The 23,713-nt window shown below is 66.3% G+C and carries 27 protein-coding genes and 1 tRNA gene; 8 read left to right on the forward strand and 20 right to left on the reverse strand.

Features of this window, described 5'->3' with window-relative positions:
* Positions 1–106: 106 nt before the first annotated feature.
* Positions 107–2,332 carry a polyribonucleotide nucleotidyltransferase gene (locus tag KNN16_RS07120; RefSeq protein ID WP_303900388.1) on the reverse strand — a complete coding sequence of 742 codons (2,226 nt, stop codon included), beginning with the start codon at positions 2,330–2,332 and terminating at the stop codon, positions 107–109.
* A 155-nt stretch (positions 2,333–2,487) separates the two neighbouring features.
* A complete protein-coding gene (gene rpsO / locus KNN16_RS07125; RefSeq protein WP_088572344.1) occupies positions 2,488–2,757 on the reverse strand; it encodes a 30S ribosomal protein S15 in 270 nt (89 codons plus the stop codon).
* Positions 2,758–2,952: 195 nt separating this feature from the next.
* Here rpsO and KNN16_RS07130 point away from each other — a divergent pair.
* Positions 2,953–3,028, forward strand: a tRNA-Asp gene (locus KNN16_RS07130).
* 75 nt (positions 3,029–3,103) lie between these two features.
* Here the strand turns inward: KNN16_RS07130 and KNN16_RS07135 are convergent.
* Both KNN16_RS07135 and KNN16_RS07140 read right to left on the reverse strand, forming a co-directional pair.
* Positions 3,104–3,628 carry a hypothetical protein gene (locus KNN16_RS07135; RefSeq protein WP_299287556.1) on the reverse strand — a complete coding sequence of 175 codons (525 nt, stop codon included), beginning with the start codon at positions 3,626–3,628 and terminating at the stop codon, positions 3,104–3,106.
* A 52-nt stretch (positions 3,629–3,680) separates the two neighbouring features.
* Complete coding sequence (locus KNN16_RS07140) at positions 3,681–4,385, reverse strand: c-type cytochrome (protein WP_299287553.1); 705 nt, start codon at positions 4,383–4,385, stop codon at positions 3,681–3,683.
* Between the two features lie 150 nt (positions 4,386–4,535).
* Here KNN16_RS07140 and KNN16_RS07145 point away from each other — a divergent pair, with 150 nt between their 5' ends.
* Positions 4,536–6,212, forward strand: coding sequence for a glycoside hydrolase family 57 protein (locus KNN16_RS07145; RefSeq protein ID WP_303900392.1), 1,677 nt, complete (start codon positions 4,536–4,538; stop codon positions 6,210–6,212).
* 19 nt (positions 6,213–6,231) lie between these two features.
* Here KNN16_RS07145 and KNN16_RS07150 read toward each other — a convergent pair whose 3' ends face one another.
* From KNN16_RS07150 to KNN16_RS07170, 5 genes are all read right to left on the reverse strand, one after another.
* Positions 6,232–6,786 carry a hypothetical protein gene (locus KNN16_RS07150; RefSeq protein WP_303900395.1) on the reverse strand — a complete coding sequence of 185 codons (555 nt, stop codon included), beginning with the start codon at positions 6,784–6,786 and terminating at the stop codon, positions 6,232–6,234.
* 46 nt (positions 6,787–6,832) lie between these two features.
* Positions 6,833–7,108 (reverse strand): hypothetical protein, encoded by a 276-nt coding sequence (locus KNN16_RS07155; RefSeq protein WP_303896286.1) that lies wholly within the window; start codon positions 7,106–7,108, stop codon positions 6,833–6,835.
* On the reverse strand, positions 7,105–7,473 hold the full coding sequence (locus KNN16_RS07160; RefSeq protein ID WP_303896284.1) for a hypothetical protein: 369 nt from the start codon (positions 7,471–7,473) through the stop codon (positions 7,105–7,107). Before KNN16_RS07160 ends, KNN16_RS07155 begins: the two co-directional genes overlap by 4 nt.
* On the reverse strand, positions 7,449–7,742 hold the full coding sequence (locus KNN16_RS07165) for a hypothetical protein (RefSeq protein WP_303896281.1): 294 nt from the start codon (positions 7,740–7,742) through the stop codon (positions 7,449–7,451). Before KNN16_RS07165 ends, KNN16_RS07160 begins: the two co-directional genes overlap by 25 nt.
* 1,041 nt (positions 7,743–8,783) lie before the next feature.
* Positions 8,784–9,722, reverse strand: coding sequence for an ABC transporter substrate-binding protein (locus tag KNN16_RS07170; RefSeq protein ID WP_303900397.1), 939 nt, complete (start codon positions 9,720–9,722; stop codon positions 8,784–8,786).
* Positions 9,723–9,903: 181 nt separating this feature from the next.
* Between KNN16_RS07170 and KNN16_RS07175 the strand changes: the two genes are divergently transcribed.
* On the forward strand, positions 9,904–10,062 hold the full coding sequence (locus tag KNN16_RS07175; protein WP_303900400.1) for a hypothetical protein: 159 nt from the start codon (positions 9,904–9,906) through the stop codon (positions 10,060–10,062).
* A 66-nt stretch (positions 10,063–10,128) separates the two neighbouring features.
* Positions 10,129–11,397 (forward strand): adenosylhomocysteinase, encoded by a 1,269-nt coding sequence (gene ahcY / locus KNN16_RS07180; RefSeq protein WP_303900403.1) that lies wholly within the window; start codon positions 10,129–10,131, stop codon positions 11,395–11,397.
* 73 nt (positions 11,398–11,470) lie between these two features.
* Here ahcY and paaI read toward each other — a convergent pair whose 3' ends face one another.
* The 6 genes from paaI to hpaE form a co-directional block, all read right to left on the reverse strand.
* Positions 11,471–11,833, reverse strand: a complete 363-nt coding sequence (paaI, locus tag KNN16_RS07185; protein ID WP_369685889.1) for a hydroxyphenylacetyl-CoA thioesterase PaaI — start codon at positions 11,831–11,833, stop codon at positions 11,471–11,473.
* A 17-nt stretch (positions 11,834–11,850) separates the two neighbouring features.
* Complete coding sequence (locus KNN16_RS07190) at positions 11,851–13,218, reverse strand: phenylacetate--CoA ligase family protein (RefSeq protein WP_303900408.1); 1,368 nt, start codon at positions 13,216–13,218, stop codon at positions 11,851–11,853.
* Between the two features lie 96 nt (positions 13,219–13,314).
* On the reverse strand, positions 13,315–14,103 hold the full coding sequence (locus tag KNN16_RS07195) for an alpha/beta fold hydrolase (RefSeq protein WP_303900411.1): 789 nt from the start codon (positions 14,101–14,103) through the stop codon (positions 13,315–13,317).
* A gap of 23 nt (positions 14,104–14,126) precedes the next feature.
* Entirely contained in the window at positions 14,127–15,119 is a 993-nt protein-coding gene (hpaD, locus tag KNN16_RS07200; protein WP_299284903.1) for a 3,4-dihydroxyphenylacetate 2,3-dioxygenase, read from the reverse strand.
* 70 nt (positions 15,120–15,189) lie between these two features.
* Positions 15,190–16,671, reverse strand: a complete 1,482-nt coding sequence (hpaB, locus tag KNN16_RS07205) for a 4-hydroxyphenylacetate 3-monooxygenase, oxygenase component (protein WP_299284900.1) — start codon at positions 16,669–16,671, stop codon at positions 15,190–15,192.
* Positions 16,672–16,711: 40 nt separating this feature from the next.
* Entirely contained in the window at positions 16,712–18,205 is a 1,494-nt protein-coding gene (gene hpaE, locus KNN16_RS07210; RefSeq protein ID WP_303900416.1) for a 5-carboxymethyl-2-hydroxymuconate semialdehyde dehydrogenase, read from the reverse strand.
* A 126-nt stretch (positions 18,206–18,331) separates the two neighbouring features.
* On the opposite strand from hpaE, the gene KNN16_RS07215 reads away from it, so the two are divergent.
* Together KNN16_RS07215 and KNN16_RS07220 are read left to right on the forward strand one after the other, a co-directional pair.
* Positions 18,332–18,622: a hypothetical protein gene (locus tag KNN16_RS07215; protein WP_303900419.1), complete on the forward strand. Its 291-nt coding sequence runs from the start codon at positions 18,332–18,334 to the stop codon at positions 18,620–18,622.
* Positions 18,619–19,014: a DUF6516 family protein gene (locus KNN16_RS07220; protein WP_303900421.1), complete on the forward strand. Its 396-nt coding sequence runs from the start codon at positions 18,619–18,621 to the stop codon at positions 19,012–19,014. The genes KNN16_RS07215 and KNN16_RS07220 overlap by 4 nt, the downstream gene beginning before the upstream one ends.
* On the opposite strand, the gene KNN16_RS07225 is transcribed toward KNN16_RS07220, so the two are convergent.
* Complete coding sequence (locus KNN16_RS07225) at positions 19,011–19,760, reverse strand: fumarylacetoacetate hydrolase family protein (RefSeq protein WP_303900423.1); 750 nt, start codon at positions 19,758–19,760, stop codon at positions 19,011–19,013. The genes KNN16_RS07220 and KNN16_RS07225 overlap by 4 nt on opposite strands.
* 130 nt (positions 19,761–19,890) lie before the next feature.
* Between KNN16_RS07225 and KNN16_RS07230 the strand changes: the two genes are divergently transcribed.
* Positions 19,891–20,154 carry a hypothetical protein gene (locus KNN16_RS07230; protein ID WP_303900426.1) on the forward strand — a complete coding sequence of 88 codons (264 nt, stop codon included), beginning with the start codon at positions 19,891–19,893 and terminating at the stop codon, positions 20,152–20,154.
* Entirely contained in the window at positions 20,151–20,678 is a 528-nt protein-coding gene (locus KNN16_RS07235) for a hypothetical protein (protein ID WP_299284885.1), read from the forward strand. The genes KNN16_RS07230 and KNN16_RS07235 overlap by 4 nt, the downstream gene beginning before the upstream one ends.
* A 68-nt stretch (positions 20,679–20,746) precedes the next feature.
* Here KNN16_RS07235 and dapA read toward each other — a convergent pair whose 3' ends face one another.
* From dapA to KNN16_RS07255, 4 genes are read right to left on the reverse strand one after another with little or no spacing between them, the layout of a single operon-like run.
* On the reverse strand, positions 20,747–21,640 hold the full coding sequence (dapA, locus tag KNN16_RS07240) for a 4-hydroxy-tetrahydrodipicolinate synthase (protein ID WP_299284882.1): 894 nt from the start codon (positions 21,638–21,640) through the stop codon (positions 20,747–20,749).
* The gene (locus KNN16_RS07245; protein ID WP_303900433.1) at positions 21,637–22,140 is read right to left on the reverse strand and encodes a flavin reductase family protein; all 504 of its coding nucleotides are present in this window, start codon (positions 22,138–22,140) and stop codon (positions 21,637–21,639) included. Before KNN16_RS07245 ends, dapA begins: the two co-directional genes overlap by 4 nt.
* Positions 22,058–22,900, reverse strand: a complete 843-nt coding sequence (locus tag KNN16_RS07250; protein ID WP_303900435.1) for an ABC transporter ATP-binding protein — start codon at positions 22,898–22,900, stop codon at positions 22,058–22,060. Before KNN16_RS07250 ends, KNN16_RS07245 begins: the two co-directional genes overlap by 83 nt.
* Positions 22,884–23,708, reverse strand: coding sequence for an ABC transporter ATP-binding protein (locus tag KNN16_RS07255; RefSeq protein WP_303900437.1), 825 nt, complete (start codon positions 23,706–23,708; stop codon positions 22,884–22,886). Before KNN16_RS07255 ends, KNN16_RS07250 begins: the two co-directional genes overlap by 17 nt.
* Between the last annotated feature and the right edge of the window lie 5 nt (positions 23,709–23,713).

The raw sequence follows: 23,713 nt of genomic DNA on the forward strand, positions 1-23,713 counted from the left end.
GTGACCCGCCGGGTCGCCCCTACTATCCGATTCGCGGCAACAAGAAGGGCCGGACACCTCTCGATGTCCGGCCCTGAGATCGGCGGAGCGCCCGGATGGGATGACGTCAGCGCTCGCCGGAAGCCCGCTTGACGATCTTCACACGGCCGGCCAGGGGACGCTCCTCGCCGGGCTTCCCCTTCCCTTTGGGCGCGGCCTTCGCGGCCAGCAGCCGATCCCGTTGCTGGGCCTCCTCCACCGAGAGCCCCTCCAGCACCGCCTGGCGGGAGAGGCGGATCTTGCCGTCCTCGTCGATGTGGGTGACCATCACCAGGATCTGGTCGCCCACGCGCACCACGTCCTCGATGCGGTTGACCTTCTGGTCGGCGATCTGGGAGATGTGGACCATCCCCACCTCGCCGGGGAGGATCTCCACGAAGGCCCCGAAGTCGGTGATGCGGATGACCTTCCCCAGGTAGATCTTGCCCACCTGGGGTTCCTCGGCGTAGGCCTCGATCTTGAGGCGGGCGCTCTCGGCGTCGGCCAGGCTGGTGGCGGCGATGTGGACCGTCCCGTCCTCCTCGATGTCGATCTGGGTATGGGTCTCCTCCTGGATCTTGCGGATGGTCTTCCCGCCCGGCCCGATGAGGGCGCCGATCTTCTCCACCGGAATATGGACGGTGAAGATGCGCGGGGCGTGCGGCTTGAGCTCCGGCCGCGGGGCGGGCAGGACCTCCAGCATCTTCTCCAGGATGTAAAGGCGAGCCTCGCGGGCCTGATGAAGGGCCTCGGCCAGCACGTGATAGGGCAGCCCCCTGATCTTGACATCCATCTGCAGGGCGGTGATCCCATCCGCCGTGCCGGCCACCTTGAAGTCCATGTCCCCCAGGTGATCCTCCATCCCCTGGATGTCGGTGAGGATCACGTATTTCCGCCAGGTTTCATCGGCGGTCACCAGGCCCATGGCCACACCGGAGACCGGCTTGCGGATCGGGACCCCGGCGTCCATCAGGGCGAGGGTGGAGCCGCAGACGCTGGCCATGGAGGTGGAGCCGTTGGAGGAGAGCACCTCGCTCACCACCCGAATGGTGTAAGGGAACTCGTCCTCCGGCGGGATCACCGGCAGCAGCGCCCGCTCCGCCAGGGCCCCGTGCCCGATCTCCCGCCGGGAGGCCCCGCGCAGCACTCGCACCTCACCGGTGGAGAAGGGCGGGAAGTTGTAATGGTGGATATAGCGCTTGGTCTCCTCAGGGGCCAGCGTGTCCAGCTCCTGCTGCTCGGCCAGGGTGGCCAGGGTGGCCACCGAGAGGACCTGGGTGTCGCCCCGGGTGAAGATGGCCGAGCCGTGGGCACGGGGCGCCACGTCTACCTCGCACCAGATGGGCCGGATGTCCTTCGGCCCGCGCCCGTCCGGCCGGCGGCCCTCCTCCAGGATGCGGCGGCGCACCTCCTCCCGCAGCGCCTCGTGGAAGCTCTCCTTCACCTGGGCCTGCTCATACTCGGAGAGGGCCTGGAGGATCTCCTCCTCCAGCTCGTCCAGCGCCTCGTTCCGCTTGTCCTTGTCGAAATACGTGTCCAGGATCTCCGCGATCTGGTGATCCAGGCGGGCGCGGACAGCCTGGCGCACCTCCTCGGAGATGGAGAAGGCCCTGTAGGTGGCCTTGGGCTTGCCGATGGAGGCCCGCATCTCCTCCTGGAGGGCGATCAGCGGCTGCATGGCCTCGTGGCCCAGGCGGATCGCCTCCACCATCAGGTCCTCGGGGATCTCGTTGGCCCCCGCCTCGACCATGATCACCGCGTCCGCTGTGCCCGCGAGCCGCAGGTCCAGCCGGCTGTGCTCCATCTGGCTGACCGTGGGGTTGATCACGAACTGCCCGTCGATGTAGCCCACGCGCACCGCCCCCACCGGCCCGAACCAGGGGATGTCCGAGATGGTCAGGGCCGCCGAGGCCGCGATGATCGAAGGAATATCCAGGTGATATTCCGGATCCGCGGAGAGGCTGGTCAGGATGATCTGGACGTCATTGCGCAGGTCTTTGGGGAACAGGGGTCGGAGGGGGCGATCCACCAGGCGGGCGGTGAGGATGGCGTTCTCCGAGGGCTTGCCCTCCCGACGCTGGAAGCTGCCGGGGATGCGACCCGCCGCGTAGAGCCGTTCCTCGAAATCCACGCTCAGGGGGAAGAAATCGATGCCCTCCCGCGGCTCCTTCGCCATGGTGGCGGTGGCCAGGATCATCGTGTCGCCGACGCGGACGATCACTGCGCCGTTGGCCTGCCAGGCGAAGTAGCCGGTCTCGATGACGATCTCCTTGTCGCCGACCATCGTTTTGAAAACATGCTTCTCTCGCCTCATGTCCGATCACACCCCTCCGGCTCGGATGCCATCATGGCCCTGTATCCCGGATAAGAGCCCCGGCCCGGTCGATGACCCGGACGCCCGCCCCTGCCTCCGCAGGCGCCAGGCTCCTCTGTGAAACGCGGGGCGTCCTCCCACGCCCGTCCGCCGGATCATTTGCGCAGGCCCAGCCGCTCCAGGATCGCGCGATAGCGTTGGGGATCCACCCGGGCCAGGTAGCGAAGCTGACGCCGGCGCTTGCTGACCAGCTTCAGAAGGCCGACCCGGGAATGCTCATCGTGCTTATGCTGTTTGAGATGCTCGGTCAGGCGATTGATCCGCTCGGTCAGGATGGCGATCTGCACCTCCGGCGAACCGGTGTCCGACTCGTGGCGTCGGAACATCTCGATCAGCTGCTGCTTTTCCTCTTTCGACAGGCTCACCGCGCTTCCCTCCCATCGGGGATTGAATGCGGGATCGTTTCCCAGATTACATATTGTAATCTGCGGGGAGGAGTTCTGCAAAACCGTCCGACATGACACGAAAAGCCGGAAGAGGCGCAGGATGGGAAGCCAGGACCTTCTCGGATCCCCGATCTTGACGGAGGTTCCCGGGATGTGGTATATTCCGAGGTGGGTGGGCCCGTGGTGTAGCCTGGCCGAACACGCCGCCCTGTCAAGGCGGAGATCGCGGGTTCAAATCCCGTCGGGCCCGCTCAGAAAGGGGGAAGGCGGAGCTCCCGCCTTCCCCCTTTTTTCGTGGACCCGCCGATCCTCCTCATCACCCGGGCTATAGGGTGGTCGCCCTGCGCCGGCGCAGCCCGTAGCCGATCCCCGCCAGCAACACCCCTGCTCCGGCCAGCAGCCATCCGACCCACGCGGGAACCGCACGGGTCTCCCCGCCGGTGCGCGGGAGCGCCGCCCGGATCTCCCCGCACGAGACATAGACCGAGATCTCCTGAGCGGACTTGTGGACGTTAATGGCGAAGGGCTTGGCCAGCAGATCCGCCAGCTTGACGTTCACCACGGTGGTGGACTTCCCGTCCCGCACCGGCGTCAGGGGGAAGGCCGGCTTGGGGTTCAGGTTGGCGCAGGTGCCCTCATGGATGTGGGCAGGCTGATCCACGCCCGCCGGGCCCGGCCGGATGTCCAGGGTGACCTCCGTCTGATCCCCCATGGCTTTAAGCGTCGCGGTGCCGGATTGCCCGGACTGATTCTGCTCGCGCATGGGAATGGTCACCGTCTCCTGGGCCGGCGCCGCCCCGATGACCAGGAGCGCGAGCAGGACGCCGATGAGCCAGCGCATGCGGTTCATGGTCCCCTCCCGAAATTGGAGTTTGAAGAAAGGCCCGGCGGGGGATCCCCGCTCAAGGGCCTTCGCTTCCGATGGCCAGCGCGCTCAGATAGGCGATGAGGTCCGCCATCTCTTCTTCTGTGAGGTCCGCCCCGACGGCCGGCATCTGACCTCCGCCCTCCCGGATCTGCCGGGCGATGAAGGCCGGGGTGTGGCGCCGGACTTCGTCCACCAGCACGGGAGCCGGCGGCTCGAAGCCCAGGCCGGTCCCCGGCAAACGCCCGCCTTCGAGATGGCACGACGCGCAACGCTGCCGGAAAAGGGCCCGTCCCCGAGCCACCGCCCCCGGGTCCGGAGGAACGGGGGTCCGGGCGAAGGTCGGCTCCCCTTCCAGCGTCCTCAGGTAGCCGAGCAGGCGCTCGATCTCCTCCTCGCTCAGCCGGTCGCCAAAGCCCGGCATGTCCCCCCGCCCGTTGCGGATCTGCTGACGGATGAAATCCGCGGAGTGCCGATGAACGACGCCGCGCAGGGAGGGGCCCGCGCCCGGCGCATGGCCTCCCTGGGGATGGCAGGACTCACAGAAGGCCGCGAAAAGCCCCGCCCCGGTCTCCGATCGGGTAGCGGTCGGAGAGGGGGAGGGAGCAGGCGCGACGGTCGGAAAGCGGGAGATCGCCGGAATCGACGGCGTCGCTCCCTCCGGCCGGGCCGCAGCCTGGCATCCGATCACCCCGGCCGTGAGAACCCATGGGATCCACCGGCGGCCCCTGCGGGCGGGCACGTTCCCTCCTCGTTGCGATGCCTTTCTGCTTCTTGATACGGATCCACCCTAACAGCGGTTCACGGGCGCAAACCGCCATCCGTGGCCTCAGGCCGCCAGCGGGTCGGGTTTCGGCTATCATAGGAGAAGATCCGCAGGAGGGAACCGTCGATGGCACCGATCGGAGCGTTCACCTTCGTTCTCCACGCCCACATCCCCTATTGCCGGCGCGCCGGGCGCTGGCCCCACGGGGAGGAGTGGCTCCACGAGGCGATCGCCGAGACCTACCTCCCCTTGCTGGACGCCCTCTATGACCTGCACGAGGAGGGGGTCCCGGCCCGTCTGACCCTGAGCCTCACGCCGGTGCTGGCGGAGCAGCTGGCGGATCCGCTCATCCAGGAGCATTTCATCGAGTATGCGCAGGACCGGCGGAGTCGGGCGGAGCAGGATGTGGCCCGCTTCGAGGCCGAAGGGAATCCCCACCTGCGGGAGCTGGCGCGCTTCTACGTGGACTACTACGATCGACGGCTGCGAAGTTTCATCCATCGTTACGGTCGGGATCTCATCGGAGCGTTCCGGCGTCTGCAGGAAGCCGGGGTGATCGAGCTGATCACCAGCGCGGCGACCCATGGCTATCTTCCCTTGCTCTCCCGGGATTCCTCCATCCGGGGCCAGCTGCGCACCGGCATCCAGACCTACCGGCGGTTCTTCGGGAGGGATCCCTTCTCCATCTGGCTCCCGGAATGCGCTTACCGGCCCGCCTATCGCCTGCCGGACGGAACCATCCGGCCCGGCCTGGAATATTTCCTGGCCCGGGAGGGGCTCCGGCTGTTCTTCGCCGAGACCCACGCGGTGGAAGGAGGACGTCCGGTGGGGAAAGCGGCGGGCGACGCCATCGGCCCCTACGGCCAAATCGTGCGCCACTACGTGATCCCCTTCGAGGCCATCGAGGGCGTCCGGGGCACCACCTACCGTCCGTATTATGTGGCCCGCACAGACATCCCCGGCAGGGAACACTCCGGCGTGGCGGTGGTGGCCCGCAACAACCGCACGGGGATGCAGGTGTGGTCCGCTGACTGGGGTTACCCGGGCGACTTTGATTACCGGGAGTTCCACAAGAAGGACGGGCGCTCCGGCCTGCAATACTGGCGGGTGACCGGAAAAGTGGATCTGGGGGAGAAGGACTACTACCATCCGGAATGGGCGGCGGCCAAGGTGGAGCAACATGCGGGGCACTTCGTGGATCTGGTGCACGATCTGCTACGGGAGTTCCATCGGTCCACCGGGCAGGTCGGCTTGATCGCCTCGAATTACGATGCCGAGCTGTTCGGCCACTGGTGGTTCGAGGGCGTGGACTGGATCCGGGCGGTGTTGCGGCGCCTGGCGCAGAGCCAGGAGGTCTGGCTGACCACGGCCCGGGAGTTCCTGGAGGCCTATCCTCCGACGGAGGTGCTGGTGCTCCCGGAGTCCAGCTGGGGCCTGGGAGGGGGGCACTGGACGTGGGACAACCCGGAGACCCACTGGATGTGGGAGCCGATCCACGAGGCCGAGGCGCGGATGGAGCGGCTGGCCGCACGATATCCGGAGGCGGACGCGGAGATCGCCCGAGTGCTCAACCAGGCCGCCCGGGAGCTGTTGCTCCTTCAGGCCAGCGACTGGCCCTTCCTCGTCACCACCGGCCAGGCCCGCGCCTACGCCATTGAGCGTTTCACAACCCACCTGGAGCGCTTCGAGGCCCTCTGCCGCTCGGTGGAGGCCGGACGACCGGACGGGGATCTGGCGGAGGCTTACTGGGAGCTGGACAAGGTGTTCCCGGATTTGGATTACCGGTGGTGGGCCCCCGCATGACCGGCTCGCACGGGTCTGCTCACGGGCGGGGACTTCCCTGCAACCATCGCTGAATCGCCTCCTGGAGGAGAGCGCGGAGCTCCGGGTCCGGGACATCCCCCACGCGCTGGTAACGCTGCGTTCCGATGAGGATCCCCATGGTGCCGTCCGGGAGGGTTTCCAGGCGGACAGCCCGATAGGGCAGCTCGGGGTGTTCCCGGAGGAGTTCCTGGAGGATACGGTCCAGCTGCTCTGCAGGCGCAGGACCCTGTAGACGGGACTCCGCCGGCAGCGTGGGGGTGGATTCCCGGAGCATGGCCTGCAGAGCTTGCATCGCCTCGAGGACGAGCAGGGCCGCGCGGTGATCGTGGATCTCCCGCAGGTGGCGGTAACGTTGCTTACCCACCTCGATCCGCCACGTGCCGTCAGGCTCCCGGATCATGGCCACACCGGTTTCGGTTCTGGGCGGAGGCGGCGCACCCGCGGGCTTCCCTCCCCGCCCGCCGCTTAGGGCGAACCCCAGGACGATCCCGAAGAGGAGGCCAACGATCAGCGCGACCCCGGCGAAATAGTAAACCAGCTCCAGAGAAACCACCGTTTCCCCTCCCCGAAAAAATTCCCCCCTGTGACGCTCCCGGTAGTCACTCCTTTTGGTATTGATAATGCTTGAAGGTCAAGAACTCTTCCCAGGTCCAGATATGATCGGTCAACCCGATGGCCATCGCCGGCGTCCGCGGCCGATACCGCCGCCCCTCCGGCAGGCCCTCCCCCGCTTCCCGCAAGGCCCGATGGGGCCGCAGCCAGTTGTGCTCAAACAAACAGAGGATCACCAGCGCATCCCAGGTCCCTGTCGTCTTCGCAAAGGCATGGGTCTTACGCGTCAGCGCATTCAACCGATCGCGCAACATGCCATTCAACCGTTCCTCATGCACCGGATAGGGGCAATCCACCGCCTCCCCAGAACCTGACGCACCTCCACGCGCACCATCCGGCCCTGATGACGACGCTTGACCGCTTGCGTCAACCCCACCCCAGGCGTGAGCACCAGGGGCGGACGCCCCCGCTTTCCCGTCGGTTGCGCGTCCCGATAGACCTGACGAACCGCCCGTCGGTAGACCGGCCGTCCATCGCTGATCCAGATCACGCCCCTCCTGCCAGATGTGCGCTGGCGGGTCTGCGCCACCACCTTCGGCGCGACCTCATCCTCCGAAGACCCAAAGCCCCACGCCACCACAAAACGAGTCGCCCGGTCCTGGCTCAAACATCCCCAACGCGGGCCCACCCCGCCCGCCGAGGCGTCTGGATCTCCAGCCTCTGGACACTTTTTTTGACAAACGACCAGAAAGCATCCACCTCGACCTCGCTCAAATGCAGGTCGTGGACCAGGACCTCGGTGAGGGCCTCAGCGTGTTGGGCGGCCATCCGGAGCCATCGGCCAATGGTTTCATATTTGTGGCCGGTGATCTCCTCAGCGGCGCTCAGGCTCCCCCGACGCATCACCACCAGCAGGGTGCGCGCCACTTCCGCAGGGGTCACACGCAAGCGATACATCGCCGTGCCCAGGGTAGGCCCAAACGAGCGCCCGCAGTTCCGACAGACCCAACGGGGCCGCCCACCCTTACTGCCGTTCTTTACCACATGGGTGGCCCCACAGCGAGGGCAGGGGGGGTTCTGGGAATTGGGCTTTCGATTCATCGGGCCCACCTCCGTCGGAATCTGGCCCCGATTATACCACCGAGCACTACTCAGGGGGGTGATTACCACGCTCCCCGATGGCTTCTATTATACCCAGCCGGCCCGCGCGGGCATCCCCCGACGCGCGGATGGAAGCGAGGTCCGTGGCGAAAGCCCCTCCTACAAAACCATCTTTCTTTTTGTAGGAGCGGCTTTCGCCGCGACCTTTGTGTCACCGAGAATCAGGGGCTCAGGGGTTGCCGGAGCCGCCTTCACCGCAACGACTCCGCCATCGAAGACGGATGTTCGAGGCGAAAGCCCCTCCTACAGAAAACCATCTTGGCTCTTCCCTTCCAATGATCGGAGATTGGGATACCGGTCGGCAGCCTGCAGTGGCTCTGCGTGAACCGATGGCCTAACGAGGGGAGAGAAAATCGATGTGGGAGGCATGGTTGTGTGGGAGCGTCTTTCGTCGCGATCCTTGCCTCATCGAAGACGGAGGTTCGGGGCGAAAGCCCCTCCTACAGAAACCATCTTTTTGTAGGAGCGGCTTCAGCCGCGACCTTTGTGTCATCGAGGATGGAGGTTTGAAACTGAAGCCCCTCTTACAAAACACGGGCCGTTGCCCGCTTGAACCGATCGTGCGACGAGAGAGGAGGTAGCCTCCACCCTTCTCCAATCATTCAGAGACATGAGCCACCATCTTTTCGTAGGAGCGGCTTTCGCCGCGACCATTGCGTCATCGAGAACCAGAGGTTCGGAGTCATCGAAGCGGCTCTCACTGTGACCCTTGCGTTATCGAAAACGAGGGTTCGGGGCTAAAGCCCCTCCTACTGGAGATATGGACATGGGCTGGGAGGAGGTGTTCCCAGCCCATGTCCCCACGGCCTCGAAAGGTCCTCGCCGTCGGATCTTCCTTCAGCGAACCTCCCGCACCAGACGCTCGTAGGGGATGTCCGCCTGCAGCAGGCCTTTCGCCCGGGCCCAGGCGATCACGTCCGCGAACTGCTCCCGGGTCGGCAGCGCTCGATCGGGATACGGAGGCAGCCGGTAGGTCCCCACCAAAGGCTGGGGCACCAGCTGCTTCTCCGCCAGGAGGCCCGCGTATTTCTCGGGGTTCGCCCGGATGGCCGCCACCGCCCGATCCCAGGCCTGGAGGAAGCGTCGCACCGCCTCCGGGTTCCGCTCCACCACCTCCGCCCGGAAGCTGAGCACGCTCAGGGAGATGGACCGCACCTCCCGGTCATCCGCCACCACCTTCGCGCCTTGCTGGATGGCCAGCGTGGCGAAAGGATCCGGGAGGGTGGCGGCCTTCACTCGACCCTCCATCAGCGCCTGCAGCCGGTCCGGGATCCGCGGGATGTGAACGGTCTGATAATCCCCGGGCTTCAGGCCTGCCCGCTCCAGGATGCGATCGGTCATGTATTCGATGACCGTGCCCTGGGAGATGGCGATCTCTACGCCCTTGAGATCCTGAGGGCTCTGGATCCCGGCGTTGGGGTTGGCCAGGATGAAATACTGAGGGGCTTCGGGATATGCCTGACGGGCGATGCGGACCACGTAGATCTGAGCTTTCTCCTTGTTGTAGAAGAGGGTGGAGACGGTGTCGTTGACCATGGCGTCGATGCGGCCGGCCTGCATCAGCTGATCCCGCTCGGCCGCCGAGGCGGCCGGGATCACCTCCACCTCCAGGCCCGCCTGGGCGAAATACCCTTCTGTCTGGGCCACATATACGGGCAACACGTCCAGGATGGGCAGCGCGCCGAACCGCACGGAGAGCGGACGGGCGCCCGCGGAGGGCTGACAGGCGACGAGCCCCACGCCGATGGCGATGCCGAGGAGAATCCGTCGCAGCATCGTCTCCCTCCAAAATGAAAATCTTCACGAACTATGCCGCGAAAGCAGGATCCCGTCAAGGGGCTCCCTCGCCGATTTCGCTCCTTACTACACTACAATAAAAGGCGTGCGCGCTGGCGGAGGGGAGCGATCAGGAGGATCCCTGCTGGAGTTCGCGCTGGGGATCTCCTCGGGAGCCTGGGTGCCTTTCGTCGCCTGGGCCATGGGATGGATCCCGCTGTATGAGATCGCGTTGCTGGGGGCGGCCCTGATCGTTGCCGGCGCCACGATCGGGAGCGCCTCACGGATCCGGCGATGGCAGAAACTGCTACAATCGGAAAGTGCGCCTCCCTCCGGTTGAGGAGGCGTGACGGGATCGGTCGGACCGTCATTCCGATCCTGCGAGCCCCACATCACGGAGGCACGGATGACCGCCAAGGCGTTCGATGTGAAGGATCTCTCTCTGGCCGACCGCGGCCTGCAGCGGATCGAGTGGGCGGATCGGGAGATGCCGGTGCTGCGGCGCATCCGGGAGCGGTTCGAGCGGGAGCGCCCGCTGGCCGGGATCCGCATCTCCGCCTGCCTGCACGTGACCACGGAGACGGCCAACCTGGTCCGCACGCTCCAGGCCGGCGGTGCGGAGGTGGCCCTCTGCGCCAGCAATCCCCTGAGCACCCAGGACGATGTGGCCGCTGCCCTGGTGCGCTTCTTCGAGGTCCCCGTCTTCGCCATCAAGGGGGAGGACACGGAGACCTATTACCGTCACATCCAGGCGTGCCTGGCCCAACGCCCCCACATCACCATGGACGACGGGGCGGATCTGGTGAGCACGCTGCACAAGGAGCGGCCAGCGTGGATGGCGGAGATCCTGGGCGGCACCGAGGAGACCACCACCGGGGTGATCCGCCTGCGGGCCATGGCCCGGGCGGGCGTCCTCGCTTACCCCATCATCGCCGTCAACGACGCGCTGACCAAGCACCTCTTCGATAACCGCTACGGCACCGGCCAGTCCACCATCGATGGCATCCTGCGGGCCACGAACATCCTCCTGGCCGGACGCGTGGTGGTGGTGGCCGGATACGGCTGGTGCGGTCGCGGGATCGCCATGCGGGCCCGGGGGATGGGCGCCCAGGTCATCGTCACCGAGGTGGATCCCCTGCGGGCTCTGGAGGCGGCCATGGACGGCTTCCGGGTGCTCCCGATGCAGGAGGCGGCGCGGGAGGGAGATCTCTTCATCACCGCCACCGGCAACATCCACATCATCGACCGGCCTCACTTTGAGGTGATGAAGGATGGCGCCATCCTGGCCAACGCCGGGCATTTCAACGTGGAGATCAACATCCCGGCGCTGCGGGAGCTGAGCCTCGGAGAGCCCCGGCGGGTGCGGGAGTTCGTGGAGGAATACACCTTAAAGGACGGGCGCCGGATTTACCTGCTGGCCGAGGGGCGGCTGGTGAACCTGGCCGCCGCGGAAGGCCACCCCAGCGCGGTGATGGATATGTCCTTCGCCAACCAGGCCCTCTCGGTGGAATACCTGGTCCGCCACGGGCGTTCCCTGGAGCGCCAGGTCTATCCGGTCCCCCGGGAGATCGATCAGGCGGTGGCCCACCTGAAGCTGGAGACGATGGGGATCCGGATCGACCGCCTGACGCCGGAGCAGGAGCGCTACCTGGCCTCCTGGGAGGAGGGAACGTAGCACGAACATCCCTCCGCCCGCCTTCAGAGCCCCGCTGCGAGGAAGGAAACAGGGGCAGCCTCCCTGGCTGCCCCTACTCCGCAAACCGGTGAACCCATCCGGTGAACACGGCCACCAGCTCGCCGTCCCGCCGCACCTCCACCCGGTAGAGGGCGGCCCGGCGGCCGCGATAGACCTCCTCGGCCACCGCCTCCACCCGCTCCCCCGCCTGCACCGCCCGCAGGTATTCCATATGGGTGGAGAGGGCCACGGCGCGGACCCCATGGGAGTTCGAGGCCAGGGCGAAGGCGGCGTCCGCCAGCGTGTAGAGGAAGCCGCCGTGGGCGGTGCCGTGCAGATTCAGGTGCTCCGGGCGCACCACCCCCCATACCCGAGCCTGTCCGGGCCCCGGGATCTCCGCCTCCAGCCCCAGGGCCTTCATAAAGGGATCCCCCATCGCCGGGACGGAGCCGCTCATGCGTCCTTCGGCCGCATGTCCACCACCCGCCGGAGCTTCCCGCCTTCACTCCGGGGCAGGGTGTTGGGCGGGGTGAGGGTGACCTTCACGTGGATCCCCAGGGCTTCATCCAGCACCTGGTTCACCTTCTCCCGCAGGCCCTGAACAGCCTCGATGCTCTCGAATACCTCCCCGGCCAGCAGCTCCCCGCCCACCTCCCGGAAGAAGGCTTCGGTCACCTCCACCTTCACCTCCAGCTGATCCAGCCGGCCCTCCCGGGTGACCACCAGCTGGTAGTGGGGCGCCACATGGGGCAGGCCCACCAGCGCCGCCTCCACCTGGGACGGGAACACGTTCACCCCGCGGATGATCAGCATGTCATCCGTGCGCCCGAGCACCCGGGACATGCGCACGAAGGTCCGCCCGCAGACGCAGGGGGTCGGATCGATGGAGGCCAGATCCCCGGTCCGGTAGCGGATCACCGGCAAGGCCTCCTTGGTCAGAGTGGTGAAGACCAGCTCCCCCACCGTCCCGGGCGGGACCGGCTCTCCGGTGGCCGGGTTGACGACCTCAACCAGGAAGTGATCTTCGAAGATATGGGAGCCGTTCTTGGCCTCGATGCATTCGTTGGCGACACCGGGGCCGATGACCTCGCTCAGGCCGTAGATGTTGACCGCGTGGACCCCCAGCTTCTCCTCGATCTCCCGGCGCATGCCCTCCGTCCACGGTTCGGCGCCCAGGATGAAGACCCGCAGGTTGAGGTCGCCCGGCCGGTAGCCGTTGGACAGGAGGGCGTCGGCGATGACCAGCGCGTAAGAGGGGGTGCACGCCATCACGTGGGTGCCGAAGTCCTTGAGGATCATCAGCTGACGGCTGGTGTTCCCCCCGGAGACCGGGACCACCACCATCCCCAGCTTCTCCGCCCCGTAGTGCATCCCCAGGCCGCCGGTGAAGAGACCATAGCCGTAGGCGTTCTGGAAGACCTCCCCCGGTCGGGCGCCGGAGAGCACCAGACAGCGGGCGCAGACCTCCGCCCACACCTCCAGATCGTTGCGGGTGTAGCCCACCACCGTCGGCTTCCCCGTAGTCCCCGAGGAGGCGTGGATGCGGATCACCTGGCTCAGGGGGACGGCGAACATGCCGAAGGGATAGGTCTCCCGCAGATCCGCCTTGGAGGTGAAGGGAAGCTTTACGATGTCCTGCAGGTGCCGGATGTCCGACGGCTTCACCCCCGCCTCGTCCATCTTCCGCCGGTAGTGCGGGACCCGGTGGTAGACGTAATCCACGATGCGCTGGAGGCGCTCCAGCTGGAGTCGCTCCAGCCGGTCCCGCGGCATGGTCTCCATCTCCTCGTTCCAATACATCGGCTTCGCCTGCACCGCCATAGGCCCCTCCTCATCAGGACATAGGTTTTTCCGTTCCTCGGGAGAGCCCGGAAGCCGCCTGATGCAGCTCCCGTCTCCCGGTTTCCGCGATACGCCTCACCGATGGGGGCGCGCCGATCCCCTCGAGATCCCCAGCGTGTCCCAGAAGGCGTGCACCGTCTCCAGGAAGGCCTCGGGGCGCTCCCGGATCAGGTCGTGGCCGGCCCCCGGGAAAACCACCAGGCGAGCCTGAGGGATCCAGCGGGCCATCTCCATCGTCTGCTCGATGGGCGTGATGAAGTCGTTTTCGCCGATCAGCAACAGGGTGGGGACGCGGATGGCCTGCAGATCCTCGGGCCGGAAGTCGGGCCGCCAGCGATCCTCCTCCTGCCAGCCACGCAGCAACGCCCGCACCCGCTCCTCCGAGCCGTGCCAGCGCACCATCGCCGCCCACCATGCCGGCTGCTCCCGACGGATCCGCTCCGGATCCCAGAAGCCGTCCCCACGGGTGCGCAGGTTCCGCACCGTGTAATGGCTGCCGATGAGGACCATCGAGCGGACCCGCGCAGGATGCCGGGTGACCAGATAGAGGGCGGTGGAAGCGCCCCCGCTGAAGGCCATCAGATGGACCGAAGGGATCCCCAACCGGTCCAGCAGCCGCGCCATGTCATCGGCCATCTCCCGCAGGTCCAGGCGTCCCGTGGGGTTGGCGCTCTCCCCATGGCCCCGCAGGTCCGGGCCGATGAGGTAGAACCGCGCGGCCAGGGGCTCGGCCACCCGTCCCCACGTGGCCCGGAAGGTGCTGCAGGCGTTGTGGAGCAGGAGCAGCGGCGGCCCCTCGCGCGCGCCCCCTTCCTCCCAGGCGATCACCAGCCCATCGCTCAGGGTTTCCTTCCGACGCACCATCGCCGCCCACTTCCGCAGTTCGATCAGGTGACGAACACCGGGCGATCCACCAGCAGGGGCTCCCGCACCGGCATCCACTCCCCGGTGAGGATGTGGGCGACCCGGGAGGCCTCCTCGAACCAGGAGCGAGGCGGGATGTGCCCCCAGAAGGTGGCCCGGCGCGGGTCGTTGATGGACCAGCGGATGGGCTCCCAATCGGGGTCCGGGATGATGTAGTCGTTGGTGTAGAGCTCGATGCGGTTGCCGTCGGGATCCCGGAGATAGAGGAAGAAGGCGTTGCTTAAGCCGTGGCGGCCCGGCCCCCGTTCGATGGCCCCTCCCATCCCCCGGGCGGCCAGGATGTCGCACGCCCGCAGCACGCTCTGGGTGTCCGCCACCCAGAAGCCGATATGGTGGAGACGGGGGCCGATCCCGTTCATCAAGGCGATGTCATGGACGTTCTGCTTGCGGTGGAGCCATGCCGCCCACAGCCGGGGCGGGTCCTCGTCGGTCACCGTGTATTCCGAGCAGTAGAAGCCCAGCTTCCCGGTCCACCAGTCGTAGGCCTCCTGGACGTTGGGGACCTGGCAGTTGAAGTGATCCAGGCGCATGATGTGGGCGCCCCGGTAGAGATCGAACCGCTGCAGCAACCGCTCCCGCCGGGCGATCTCGTGGAAGAACTCGACGGGAAGCCCGGTGGGGTCCTGGACGCGCAGCGCCCGCCCCTGGCCGGCCTCCTCCTCTTCGGGGGCCAGCCAGCGGACGGGACATCCGGCGCTTTCATACAGCGCGGCCAGGCGATCGAGGTCCTCCGGATCGGCCACGCGGAAGGCCAGATGGGTCACCCCCGGGCTTGGCGCCTTCTTGAGGATCAGGCTGTAGCGATCGCGCTCCTCCAGGCCGCCCAGGTAGAGACGATCCTTCTCGCGAGCGACCTCCACGAACCCCAGGGCCTCCACGTAGAAATCCCGAGCCCGCTCCAGATCCGTCACGCAGAGCTCCGCATGTGCCGCGCGCGTGATGGAGAACCCGCCCATGGGATCCCTCCTTTGAAGGGTTTCCGGGCTCCGGGTGGTCTCCCGTCATCGCTCCGCCCGGCGCGTCCCATCAAGGCCTCGCCTCCTCCGCCTGGGCGAAGGCCTCCTCCTTCATTTGCTTCAGGAACTCCCGGACCTTCTCCATATAGGGCGTGCGGTCGTGCTTCTGGAAGATGACGCCGGCGATGCGCACCGGATCCCCAAAGTAGAAGCGTTCATACTGGACCTGCCGGCCGGCGAAGGCGGAGAGGGCGGCGTCCCAGGCCAGGCGGAAGAGGGGGATGCGGTCGTAGGCCTCCGCCCGGGCCGCCTGGAAGTAGCGGCGGATGTCCTCGATGAGCTCGGGATTCTTCATGTCCTCCTCGGTGACCGTGGCGATGATGCCGCTGGCTGAGAGCTGCTGGATGATCTCCACGATGCGCGGATACCACCGCATATAGAGGTTGCGGGCCGCGTCCAGAGGCGGCCAGGCCGGCCGGAAGGCCCCGAAGGCGTCTTCATGGGCGTCCGCCTCCGCCGCCCGCAGCAGGGCCTTCATGGTCTCGAGGTAGATCCAGATCTCCGCCACCTTCTCCTGCACGTGCTGGAAGCCCTCGATGCCGATGGCGTCGACGATGAGGGAGGCCAGCCCCAGGAAGAACTCCGTCTTGGCGATGTTCTTCACCACCACCTGATGGGCCATCCCCACGATGGCCCCGGTGGCCGCGTAGGCCTGGTTGGCCCGCTCCACGTCCCGGTAAATGAACACCCGCTCCCACGGGACGAAGACATCGTGGAAGATCACCACGGCGTCGATCTCGTCGAAGCGCGATCCCAGCGGATGATCGAAGGGGGAGCGGCCGTAGTCCAGGGTCTCGCGGCACAGGAAGCGCAACCCTGGCGTGTCGCAGGGGATGCCGACGGCGTAACAATATGGGGCGTCCTCCTCCGTGTTGCGCAACAGCGTCGAGGGGAAGACCATGATCTCATCCACAGCGGGGAGCGTCGCCAGCATCCGCGCCCCACGCAGGACGATGCCCCCGTCGGTCTCCTTCACCACCCGGGCCGCCAGATAAGGATCCGCCTGCTTCGCGGGGCCCACCGCCCGGTTCGCTTGCGGGTGGATCAGGGTGTGGGTGAGGCAGAGATCGTTCTCCCGCAGGTATTCGTAATAGCGACGCATATGCTCGGCGAAGGCCGGCTCCTTCTCGCCTAAGAAGTCCGCCCCCGAGGCGTAGTAAGCCATCGCCCGGTTCAGGTAATCCGGAGTGCGGCCCATGAAGCCGAAGTGGACATCGGCCCAGATCTTCATCATCCGGCTCACCCGCCGCACATCCTCCGCGGAGCGAGGGATCAGGAAGGAGAGGCCAACCTTCTGGCCACTGCTCGGCGAATCGTAAAGGCATTCGTCCGCCCGCTCCCACTGGAGGTCATACAGGCGGGCCATCGATCGAAGCCCGCGGGCGAAGGCCGGGTGCGTGGTGGGGTCCTCCACCCGTTCCCCGCGATGCCAGAGGTCCCGGGGGTGCTCCCGGATCCGCTGCAGGAACTGCGCGCCGGTTCGTGCGCCCATCCTCATCCCTCCTTTTGCCGGAGCTCCTCTATGGCGGGGATCACCGCCCAGCGCCCAGCCGGGGGATGCGAGGCGGGGTCAGGGCCACGTGGATGGTCATGACTTCGGTGTAAAACTCGAAGCTGTAGAAGCCGCCCTCCCGGCCGATCCCGCTGTATTTCGCCCCGCCGAAGGGGGTGCGCAGATCCCGGACGTTGGGGGCGTTGATCCACACCATGCCCACTTCCATCGCCTGGGCCACCCGATGGGCCCGGACCAGATCCCGGGTCCAGATGTAGGCGGCCAGCCCGTATTTCACCCCGTTCGCGATGCGGATGGCTTCTTCTTCGGTCTCAAAGGGGAGGACGACCAGGACCGGCCCGAAGATTTCCTCCTGGGCCACCCGCATCTTGGGGCGCACGTCCACGATGACCGTGGGGGCGAAGTAGTTGCCCTCGGGGAGATGGGGCGGCCGATCGCCGCCCAGGGCGATGGTGGCCCCTTCCGCCCGGGCGACGTCCATGTAGTCCCGCACCCGCTGCCAGTGCTCCGGATGGATCAGGGGGCCGACTTCGGTTTGAGGATCGAAGGGATCGCCCACGCGGATGGCCGCCACCCGCTCCAGCAGATGGCCCAGGAACTCCTCGTAGATCGCCCGGTGGAGCAGCAGTCGAGAATTCGAGGTGCAGCGCTCCCCGTTGAGGGAAAAGGCCTGCCAGATCACCCCATCCAGGGCCTGCTCCAGGTCCGCGTCCGGGAAGACGATGGCCGCGTTCTTGCCCCCCAGCTCCATGGAGTAGCGCTTGAGGGTGGAAGCGCCGTTGCGCATGATCTCCATCCCGGTGGTCGTCTCGCCGGTGAAGGAGATCAATTGCACCCCGGGGTGGGCGACCAGGGGGGCGCCCGCCCGCTCCCCGAAGCCGTGGACGACGTTGAAGACCCCCGGGGGGAGATCCGCCTCCTGGATGATCTCAGCCAGCATATTCGCCGAGAGAGGGGACCACTCCGCCGGCTTCAGGACGCAGGTGTTGCCGGCGGCCAGGCAGGGGGCCACCTTCCAGGTCTCCAGCATGAAGGGGGTGTTCCAGGGGGTGATCAGCCCGGCCACCCCCACCGGCTTGCGGATCGTGTAGTTGAGGAACTCGCCGTCTTTCGGGTAGGTCTCCCCGGTGATGCGGGTGGCCATCTCGGCGAAGAAGTAGAAATTCTCCGCCGCCCGGGGGATGGCGCCCTTGCCGGCCTGGGTGATGGGCATCCCGACGTCCAACACCTCCAGATAGGCGATCTCCTCGGCCCGCTTCAGGATGAGATCGCCGATGCGGCGGAGGTAGCGGGCCCGCTCGGCGGCCGGCATGCGCGGCCAGGGCCCCTCCTCGAAAGCCCGGCGGGCCGCCCGCACCGCTCGATCCACATCCGCCGCCGTCCCATCGGCCACGATCCCGATGGGACGATTGGTAGCCGGGTTCAGCGTCTCAAAGGTCCCCCCCTCGAGGGCATCCACAAAGGCGTTGTCGATAAAGTGGCGGACGATGTAAAGCCCGTCGCGCTGTTCCATACCGCCTCCTCCACCGATCGCGTCCAGCCGGAGACGAAACCGGCTGGCGGAAAAAGGATTTGCTTCCCTCCACTGTCCGGGCTATGATTCCCTTACCGATCATCTCTCCTCTGAGAGGCAGACGACATGTCCCAGCAAGTTCGGATCACCAGTCCGGCATCCGTCCCTCTGAGGCCGCTGATCGAAGCCGCCCTTCGAGACGAGGCGCGGCTTTTGGAACGGAGCATCCGCCGCACCCTGGAACGCCTCCGTCACTTCGAGACACGTTATGGAATGCCCTCGGAAGAGTTTGAACGACGCTTCCAGGCCGGTGAGCTGGACGACCATCCGGATTTCATCGAATGGTTCGGAGAATTGACTTTCTATCGCCTGCTTCTTGCACAACGAGACGCCCTTCTAGGAGCCGAGATCCAGTGAATCCTGACGAATATTTTCTTCAAATCACACAATTAATTGCCAGCTTTACCTTTGTGCATTCGTTTTCCATCGAGTTCGACAAACGAAGTCCCCAACTTGTCTTTGTGCGAGGATCTCTTTACTTTATCGATGAATCCGCATTATTTTTTAGAGAATTTATTGTATTCGGTCCGGAAATAACACGAGTTTCTTATTCATATCACTATCAAGATAGAGACGGTAATTTAATTTTTCGGTATGATAACGCTCCACATTTCCCTCATCTTCCGAACTTCCCTCATCACAAACATGATGGTGTGCAGCGTCAGGTTGTGACATCCGATCCGCCAGATTTAGAGAAGATCTTAAAAGAGATCAATGAAAAGATTGGTTTTTCTCCGAAAACCGACTAAGATCCCTCCTCCACCACCGGGTTCTCCAGGACGCCGATGCCTTCGATCTCCAGGCGCATGACATCGCCGGGCTGCACCGGGACGATGCCGCGCGGGGTGCCAGTCCAGAGGGTGTCGCCCGGCTCCAGGGTCATAAACGAGCTGATATAGGCGATCAGCTCCGGGATGCGATGGATCATCCGCGAGGTGTGCCCCTCCTGGGCCAGACGTCCGTTCACGTAGAGTCGCATGGTCAGGTTGTGCGGGTTGGGGATCTCATCGGGGGTCACCCGCCATGGCCCCATGGGGCCGAAGGTGTCCTGGCCCTTGGCCCGCACCGGCGGGCGGTAGAAATTCCCGACGAAGTCCCGGGCGGTGACGTCGTTGCCGATGGTGTAACCCGCGATCACCTCCCACGCCTCCTCAGGACGGATGTTGCGGCAGCGCCGGCCGATGATGACCACCAGCTCCACCTCCCCGTGCAATACCTTCACCCCTTTCGGGTAGCGCACCGGGGCGCGATGGCCGATCCAGGTGTTGGACGGCTTCAGGAAGAGGGCCGGCTCCTCGGGCGGGGCGACCTCCAGCTCCTCGGCATGCTCCCGGTAATTGAGGGCCAGGCCGATGGCCTTGCCTCCAGGCGGCACCGGCGGCAGCCAGACCACCCGCTCCGGATCAAAGGCCCGCCCGTCCGCCACCAGCCTCCCCTCCGGGGTGACCTCCCCCTCCCAGATCCGTCCCTCCGCCGCAAACCGCGCGATCCGCATGGCCCTCCTCACAACCTGCCTCTCCGAGTTGCCCGATCGATCCGGTCCGTGCTATCTTCATCTTTAGACGCCCGAATTTAGACGCCCGAACTCCCTACCATCCAGAGCCAAGCCGGATGCGGGAGGGAACATGTCCCGGATTACCCTCGTCCTGCCCGATGATCTCTCGACAGAGATCGAACCCTATCGGGATCGGCTGGATGAACTGCTTCGCCTTGGGCTTCGCGAATTGCGCAAGGCCGAAAGCCTGGTCTTGCTTCGGGCCGGAGCGGTCTCGATCGGAAAGGCCGCTCGCCTGGCCGGCGTTCCCCTCCGCGAGATGATTCAATACGCCCTGGCCCATGGAGTCCGCCCCCCTATCGATGAAGAAATGATCCATGAGGAGCTGGCATGAACGTCGTCAGCAACGCCGGCCCTCTGATCACGTTGGGCAAATTGGGTCAGCTGGGATTGCTGCTCCGGCTTTATCAGGAAATCTTCATTTCGCAAGAAGTGTACGCCGAAGTTGTAGTGAAAGGCCTTGAGATTGGCGAGCCGGACGCAATCGCAACGGCCTTTCTTGCTAACCAAGGCTTGATCCGCGTTAGAAAGATAGAGCTTCCTTCCACCCTCCCCGAATGGTCCGTCGGGATCGATGAAGGAGAGATTTCTACAATCCTTTTGGCCCTTCATCTGCAGGCAGATTGGATATTGATGGATGATCTCCAGGCTCGTCGGGCCGCTCGGGCGGCCGGGCTTCGACCGAAAGGCTCGATTGGCGTTCTGTTGCAAGGTCTGCGAACAGGGCATCTCTCCCTGGCGGAGTTCGAGCTATTGATCCATATGATCCAGAGCCGTAGAGATCTATGGATCCATCCTCAGCTATGTGAGCTGGCCCTCCAGGAGGCCCGCCGCTTCGCCGGTCAAGGCCCTCCATGAGCGGCCCGCCTGAGAGCACCGCCCCGGACCATCGCCCAGGTATCCATGGGGCCCCTCCTGCCAGCCCCCTATGGGATCAGGCCATACGCGCGTAACACCTGGCGCAGCCGCTCCACGTTCTCCGGCCGCATGGGGGCCAGGGGGAGCCGGACCTCCGGGGAGATCTTCCCCATCATCCCCAGGGCGGTCTTGGCGGGCACCGGATTGGTCTCGATGAAAAGGGCGTCGTTCAGGGGCAGCAGCTCATAGTGGAGATCCTGGGCCTCCCGCCAGCGATCCGCCGCCACCAGATCGTAGAGCCGGGCCACCCGGTCCGGCAGCACGTTCCCCGTGGCGCTGACATAGCCTGCCCCGCCGATGGCCAGCACCGGGAAGCACAGCAACTCGATCCCGGAGTAGACCCGGAAGTCCCGCCCCATCCGGTGCAGGAGCCGGTTGATGTGTTCGAAGTCTTTGTTCGCCTCCTTGATCCCGATGATGTTCGGGCAGGCCTCCCGCAGCCGGGCCACCGTGTCGATCTCCAGATGGACCGCCGTCCGCCCGGGGATGTTGTAAAGAATGATCGGGAGGTCGACCTGCTCGGCGACCCCTTTGAAGTAACGGAAGAGCCCTTCCTGGGAAGGCCGGACATAATAGGGGACCACCACCAGCAGGGCATCGACGCCGGCGGCCTGGGCGGCTCGGGAAAGCCGCACCGTCTCCTCGAAGTTGTTCGTGCCCGTCCCGGCGATGATCGGGACCCGGCCCCGGGCCACCTCCACGGCCAGGCGGTAGAGGCCGACCCGTTCCTCGAAGGTGAGGGCGCTGGGCTCCCCGGTGGTCCCGGTGATCACCAGGCCGTGGGAGCCCGAGGCGATCTGCCATTCGATCAGCCCGGCGAACCCCTCCCAGTCCACCGCCCCGTCCCGGAAGGGCGTGACCAGGGGGACCAGGGAGCCGCGCAGGCGCGCGATGTCGCTCATCCGGCTTCCCTCCCGTCCGGGATGGCCAGGCGCCGGTAGCTCCCCTCGAAGTAGAGCAACGGCGCCCCCTCCCGCAGGACCCCCGCGGCCTCCACCAGACCCAGGTAGATCGTGTGGTCGCCGCCCCAGTAAGCGCCGGCCACCGTGCAGTCGAGGTAGGCCAGGGCCTGGGTCAGGATGGGGGCGCCGGTGACGGCCACCTGATACGGAACGCCCTCGAAGCGATCGGCGACCGGGATCCGTCCGGCGAACCGCTCGGAGAGCTCCCGCTGATCCTCCATCAGGAAGTTCACCGCGAAGCAACGCCCTTCCCGCAGCAGGGCGTCACTGCGGCTGTCGTTCTGGATGCAGACCAGCACCAGCGGCGGGTTCATCGAGACGCTGGTGAAGGCCGTGGCCGTGAGGCCGTGGATCTGCTCACCGGCCCGCATGGTCACGACCGTCACCGTGCTCGCCCACCGCCGCATCACCTGACGCAGCTGCTCGGGTGGGACGGGCATATGAGGCAACCTCCGAAGGATGAGGCGCCGGGAGGGATGTGGGGGCGCCTCCCAGATACGCGACCTGGATGGCCGGGTCTTCCAGCAGGGCCGCCGCGGGCCCCTCTCGGACGACGCGTCCGGTCTCCATCACGTAGGCGCGATCGGCGGTCCGCAGGGCCTGGCGGGCGTTCTGTTCCACCAGGAGCAGGGTAAGCCCCTGCCGGCGCAGATCGGCGATGATCCGGAAGAGCTCCTGGACCAGCAAGGGGGCCAGGCCCAGGGAAGGCTCGTCCAGGAGAAGGATGCGAGGGGAGGCCATCAGTCCGCGCCCGATGGCCAGCATCTGCTGCTCGCCGCCGCTGAGGGTCCCCGCCGTCTGCCGGCGCCGCTCCTTCAGCCGGGGGAAGAGGGCATACACCCGCTCCAGGTCCGCTTCCACGGCCTTCCGTTCGCCCCGGCGGAGCCGCAGATACGCGCCCAGGCGCAGGTTGTCCTCCACGCTCATGGAGGCGAACAGCTGCCGCCGCTCCGGGATCTGGATCACCCCAAGGGCCACGATCCGCTCCGGCGGCCATCCGGTGATCTCCTGTCCGTCCAGCCGGATTCGCCCGGCGCTCGGGCGCAGCAGCCCGCTGATGGCCCGCAGCAACGTGGTCTTGCCTGCGCCGTTGGCCCCGATCACCGCCACGATCTCCCCCGGCTCCACCCGCAGGGAGACCCCGTGGAGGGCCTTCACGGCGCCGTAGGCCACCTCCAGCCCCTCAACCTCGAGCGACATGGGGCAGCTCCTCCTCACCCAGATAGGCCGCGATCACCCGGGGATCCTGCCGGATCGCCTCCGGGGGACCCTCGGCGATCAGCCGCCCGTAATCCAGCACCGCGATCTCCTCCGCCAGCCCCATCACCAGGCCCATGTCGTGTTCCACCAGGAGGATGGTGATCCCCTCCTGATTCAGCTGTCGGATCAGCGCCGCGAGGCGGGCTTTTTCGGAGGGGTTCAGCCCGGCGCCCGGCTCGTCCAGCAGCAGCAGCTGCGGGGTGGCGGCCAGCGCCCGGGCGATCTCCAGGATCCGCTGCAGCCCCAGGGGCAGGCCCTCCGCCGGATGATCCGCCCACTCCGTCAGGCCCACCCGCTCCAGGATCTCCCAGGCCCGGGCCCGGGCGGCCTCCTCCTCCCGACGCATGCGGGGCGCCCGCAGGATCGCCTCAAGCATCCCGCTGCGGCCGTGCCGATGCCCTCCCACCAGCACGTGCTCCAGCACCGTCATCCCCGGGAACAGCTGGACGTTCTGGAAGGTGCGGGCGATGCCCAGGGCCGCGATCCGATAAGGCGGGAGCCCCACGATGGATCGCCCCTGGAACCGGATGTCCCCGGAGGTCGGACGCAGGGTCCCCGTGATCAGGTTGAACAGCGTGGTCTTGCCCGCGCCGTTCGGCCCGATGAGCCCTTTGATCTGCCCCGGCCGGACGCGGAGCGAGACCTCCATCAGGGCCATCAACCCTCCGAACGCCTTCGAGACCCGAAGGACCTCCAGAAGCGGCTGCGTCTCGCGCTCCCCTGTGCCGTTCCAGCTGATCCGAACCATCCTTC

This window comes from Thermoflexus hugenholtzii, from assembly GCF_018771565.1.
GTDB lineage: Bacteria > Chloroflexota > Anaerolineae > Thermoflexales > Thermoflexaceae > Thermoflexus > Thermoflexus hugenholtzii_A.

Bases quoted from the DNA above. Each gene is read 5' to 3' on its own strand.
- KNN16_RS07170 (WP_303900397.1), bottom strand. From the start codon at position 9,722: ATGCTGCGACGGATTCTCCTCGGCATCGCCATCGGCGTGGGGCTCGTC.
- dapA (WP_299284882.1), bottom strand. From the start codon at position 21,640: ATGAGCGACATCGCGCGCCTGCGCGGCTCCCTGGTCCCCCTGGTCACG.
- KNN16_RS07230 (WP_303900426.1), top strand. From the start codon at position 19,891: ATGTCCCGGATTACCCTCGTCCTGCCCGATGATCTCTCGACAGAGATC.
- KNN16_RS07245 (WP_303900433.1), bottom strand. From the start codon at position 22,140: ATGCCCGTCCCACCCGAGCAGCTGCGTCAGGTGATGCGGCGGTGGGCG.
- KNN16_RS07165 (WP_303896281.1), bottom strand. From the start codon at position 7,742: ATGTATCGCTTGCGTGTGACCCCTGCGGAAGTGGCGCGCACCCTGCTG.
- paaI (WP_369685889.1), bottom strand. From the start codon at position 11,833: ATGGGGGATCCCTTTATGAAGGCCCTGGGGCTGGAGGCGGAGATCCCG.
- KNN16_RS07195 (WP_303900411.1), bottom strand. From the start codon at position 14,103: ATGGTGCGTCGGAAGGAAACCCTGAGCGATGGGCTGGTGATCGCCTGG.
- KNN16_RS07255 (WP_303900437.1), bottom strand. From the start codon at position 23,708: ATGGTTCGGATCAGCTGGAACGGCACAGGGGAGCGCGAGACGCAGCCG.
- KNN16_RS07135 (WP_299287556.1), bottom strand. From the start codon at position 3,628: ATGAACCGCATGCGCTGGCTCATCGGCGTCCTGCTCGCGCTCCTGGTC.
- ahcY (WP_303900403.1), top strand. From the start codon at position 10,129: ATGACCGCCAAGGCGTTCGATGTGAAGGATCTCTCTCTGGCCGACCGC.
- hpaE (WP_303900416.1), bottom strand. From the start codon at position 18,205: ATGGAACAGCGCGACGGGCTTTACATCGTCCGCCACTTTATCGACAAC.
- KNN16_RS07190 (WP_303900408.1), bottom strand. From the start codon at position 13,218: ATGGCGGTGCAGGCGAAGCCGATGTATTGGAACGAGGAGATGGAGACC.
- KNN16_RS07250 (WP_303900435.1), bottom strand. From the start codon at position 22,900: ATGTCGCTCGAGGTTGAGGGGCTGGAGGTGGCCTACGGCGCCGTGAAG.
- KNN16_RS07235 (WP_299284885.1), top strand. From the start codon at position 20,151: ATGAACGTCGTCAGCAACGCCGGCCCTCTGATCACGTTGGGCAAATTG.
- KNN16_RS07215 (WP_303900419.1), top strand. From the start codon at position 18,332: ATGTCCCAGCAAGTTCGGATCACCAGTCCGGCATCCGTCCCTCTGAGG.
- hpaD (WP_299284903.1), bottom strand. From the start codon at position 15,119: ATGGGCGGGTTCTCCATCACGCGCGCGGCACATGCGGAGCTCTGCGTG.
- KNN16_RS07145 (WP_303900392.1), top strand. From the start codon at position 4,536: ATGGCACCGATCGGAGCGTTCACCTTCGTTCTCCACGCCCACATCCCC.
- KNN16_RS07120 (WP_303900388.1), bottom strand. From the start codon at position 2,332: ATGAGGCGAGAGAAGCATGTTTTCAAAACGATGGTCGGCGACAAGGAG.
- KNN16_RS07225 (WP_303900423.1), bottom strand. From the start codon at position 19,760: ATGCGGATCGCGCGGTTTGCGGCGGAGGGACGGATCTGGGAGGGGGAG.
- hpaB (WP_299284900.1), bottom strand. From the start codon at position 16,671: ATGGGCGCACGAACCGGCGCGCAGTTCCTGCAGCGGATCCGGGAGCAC.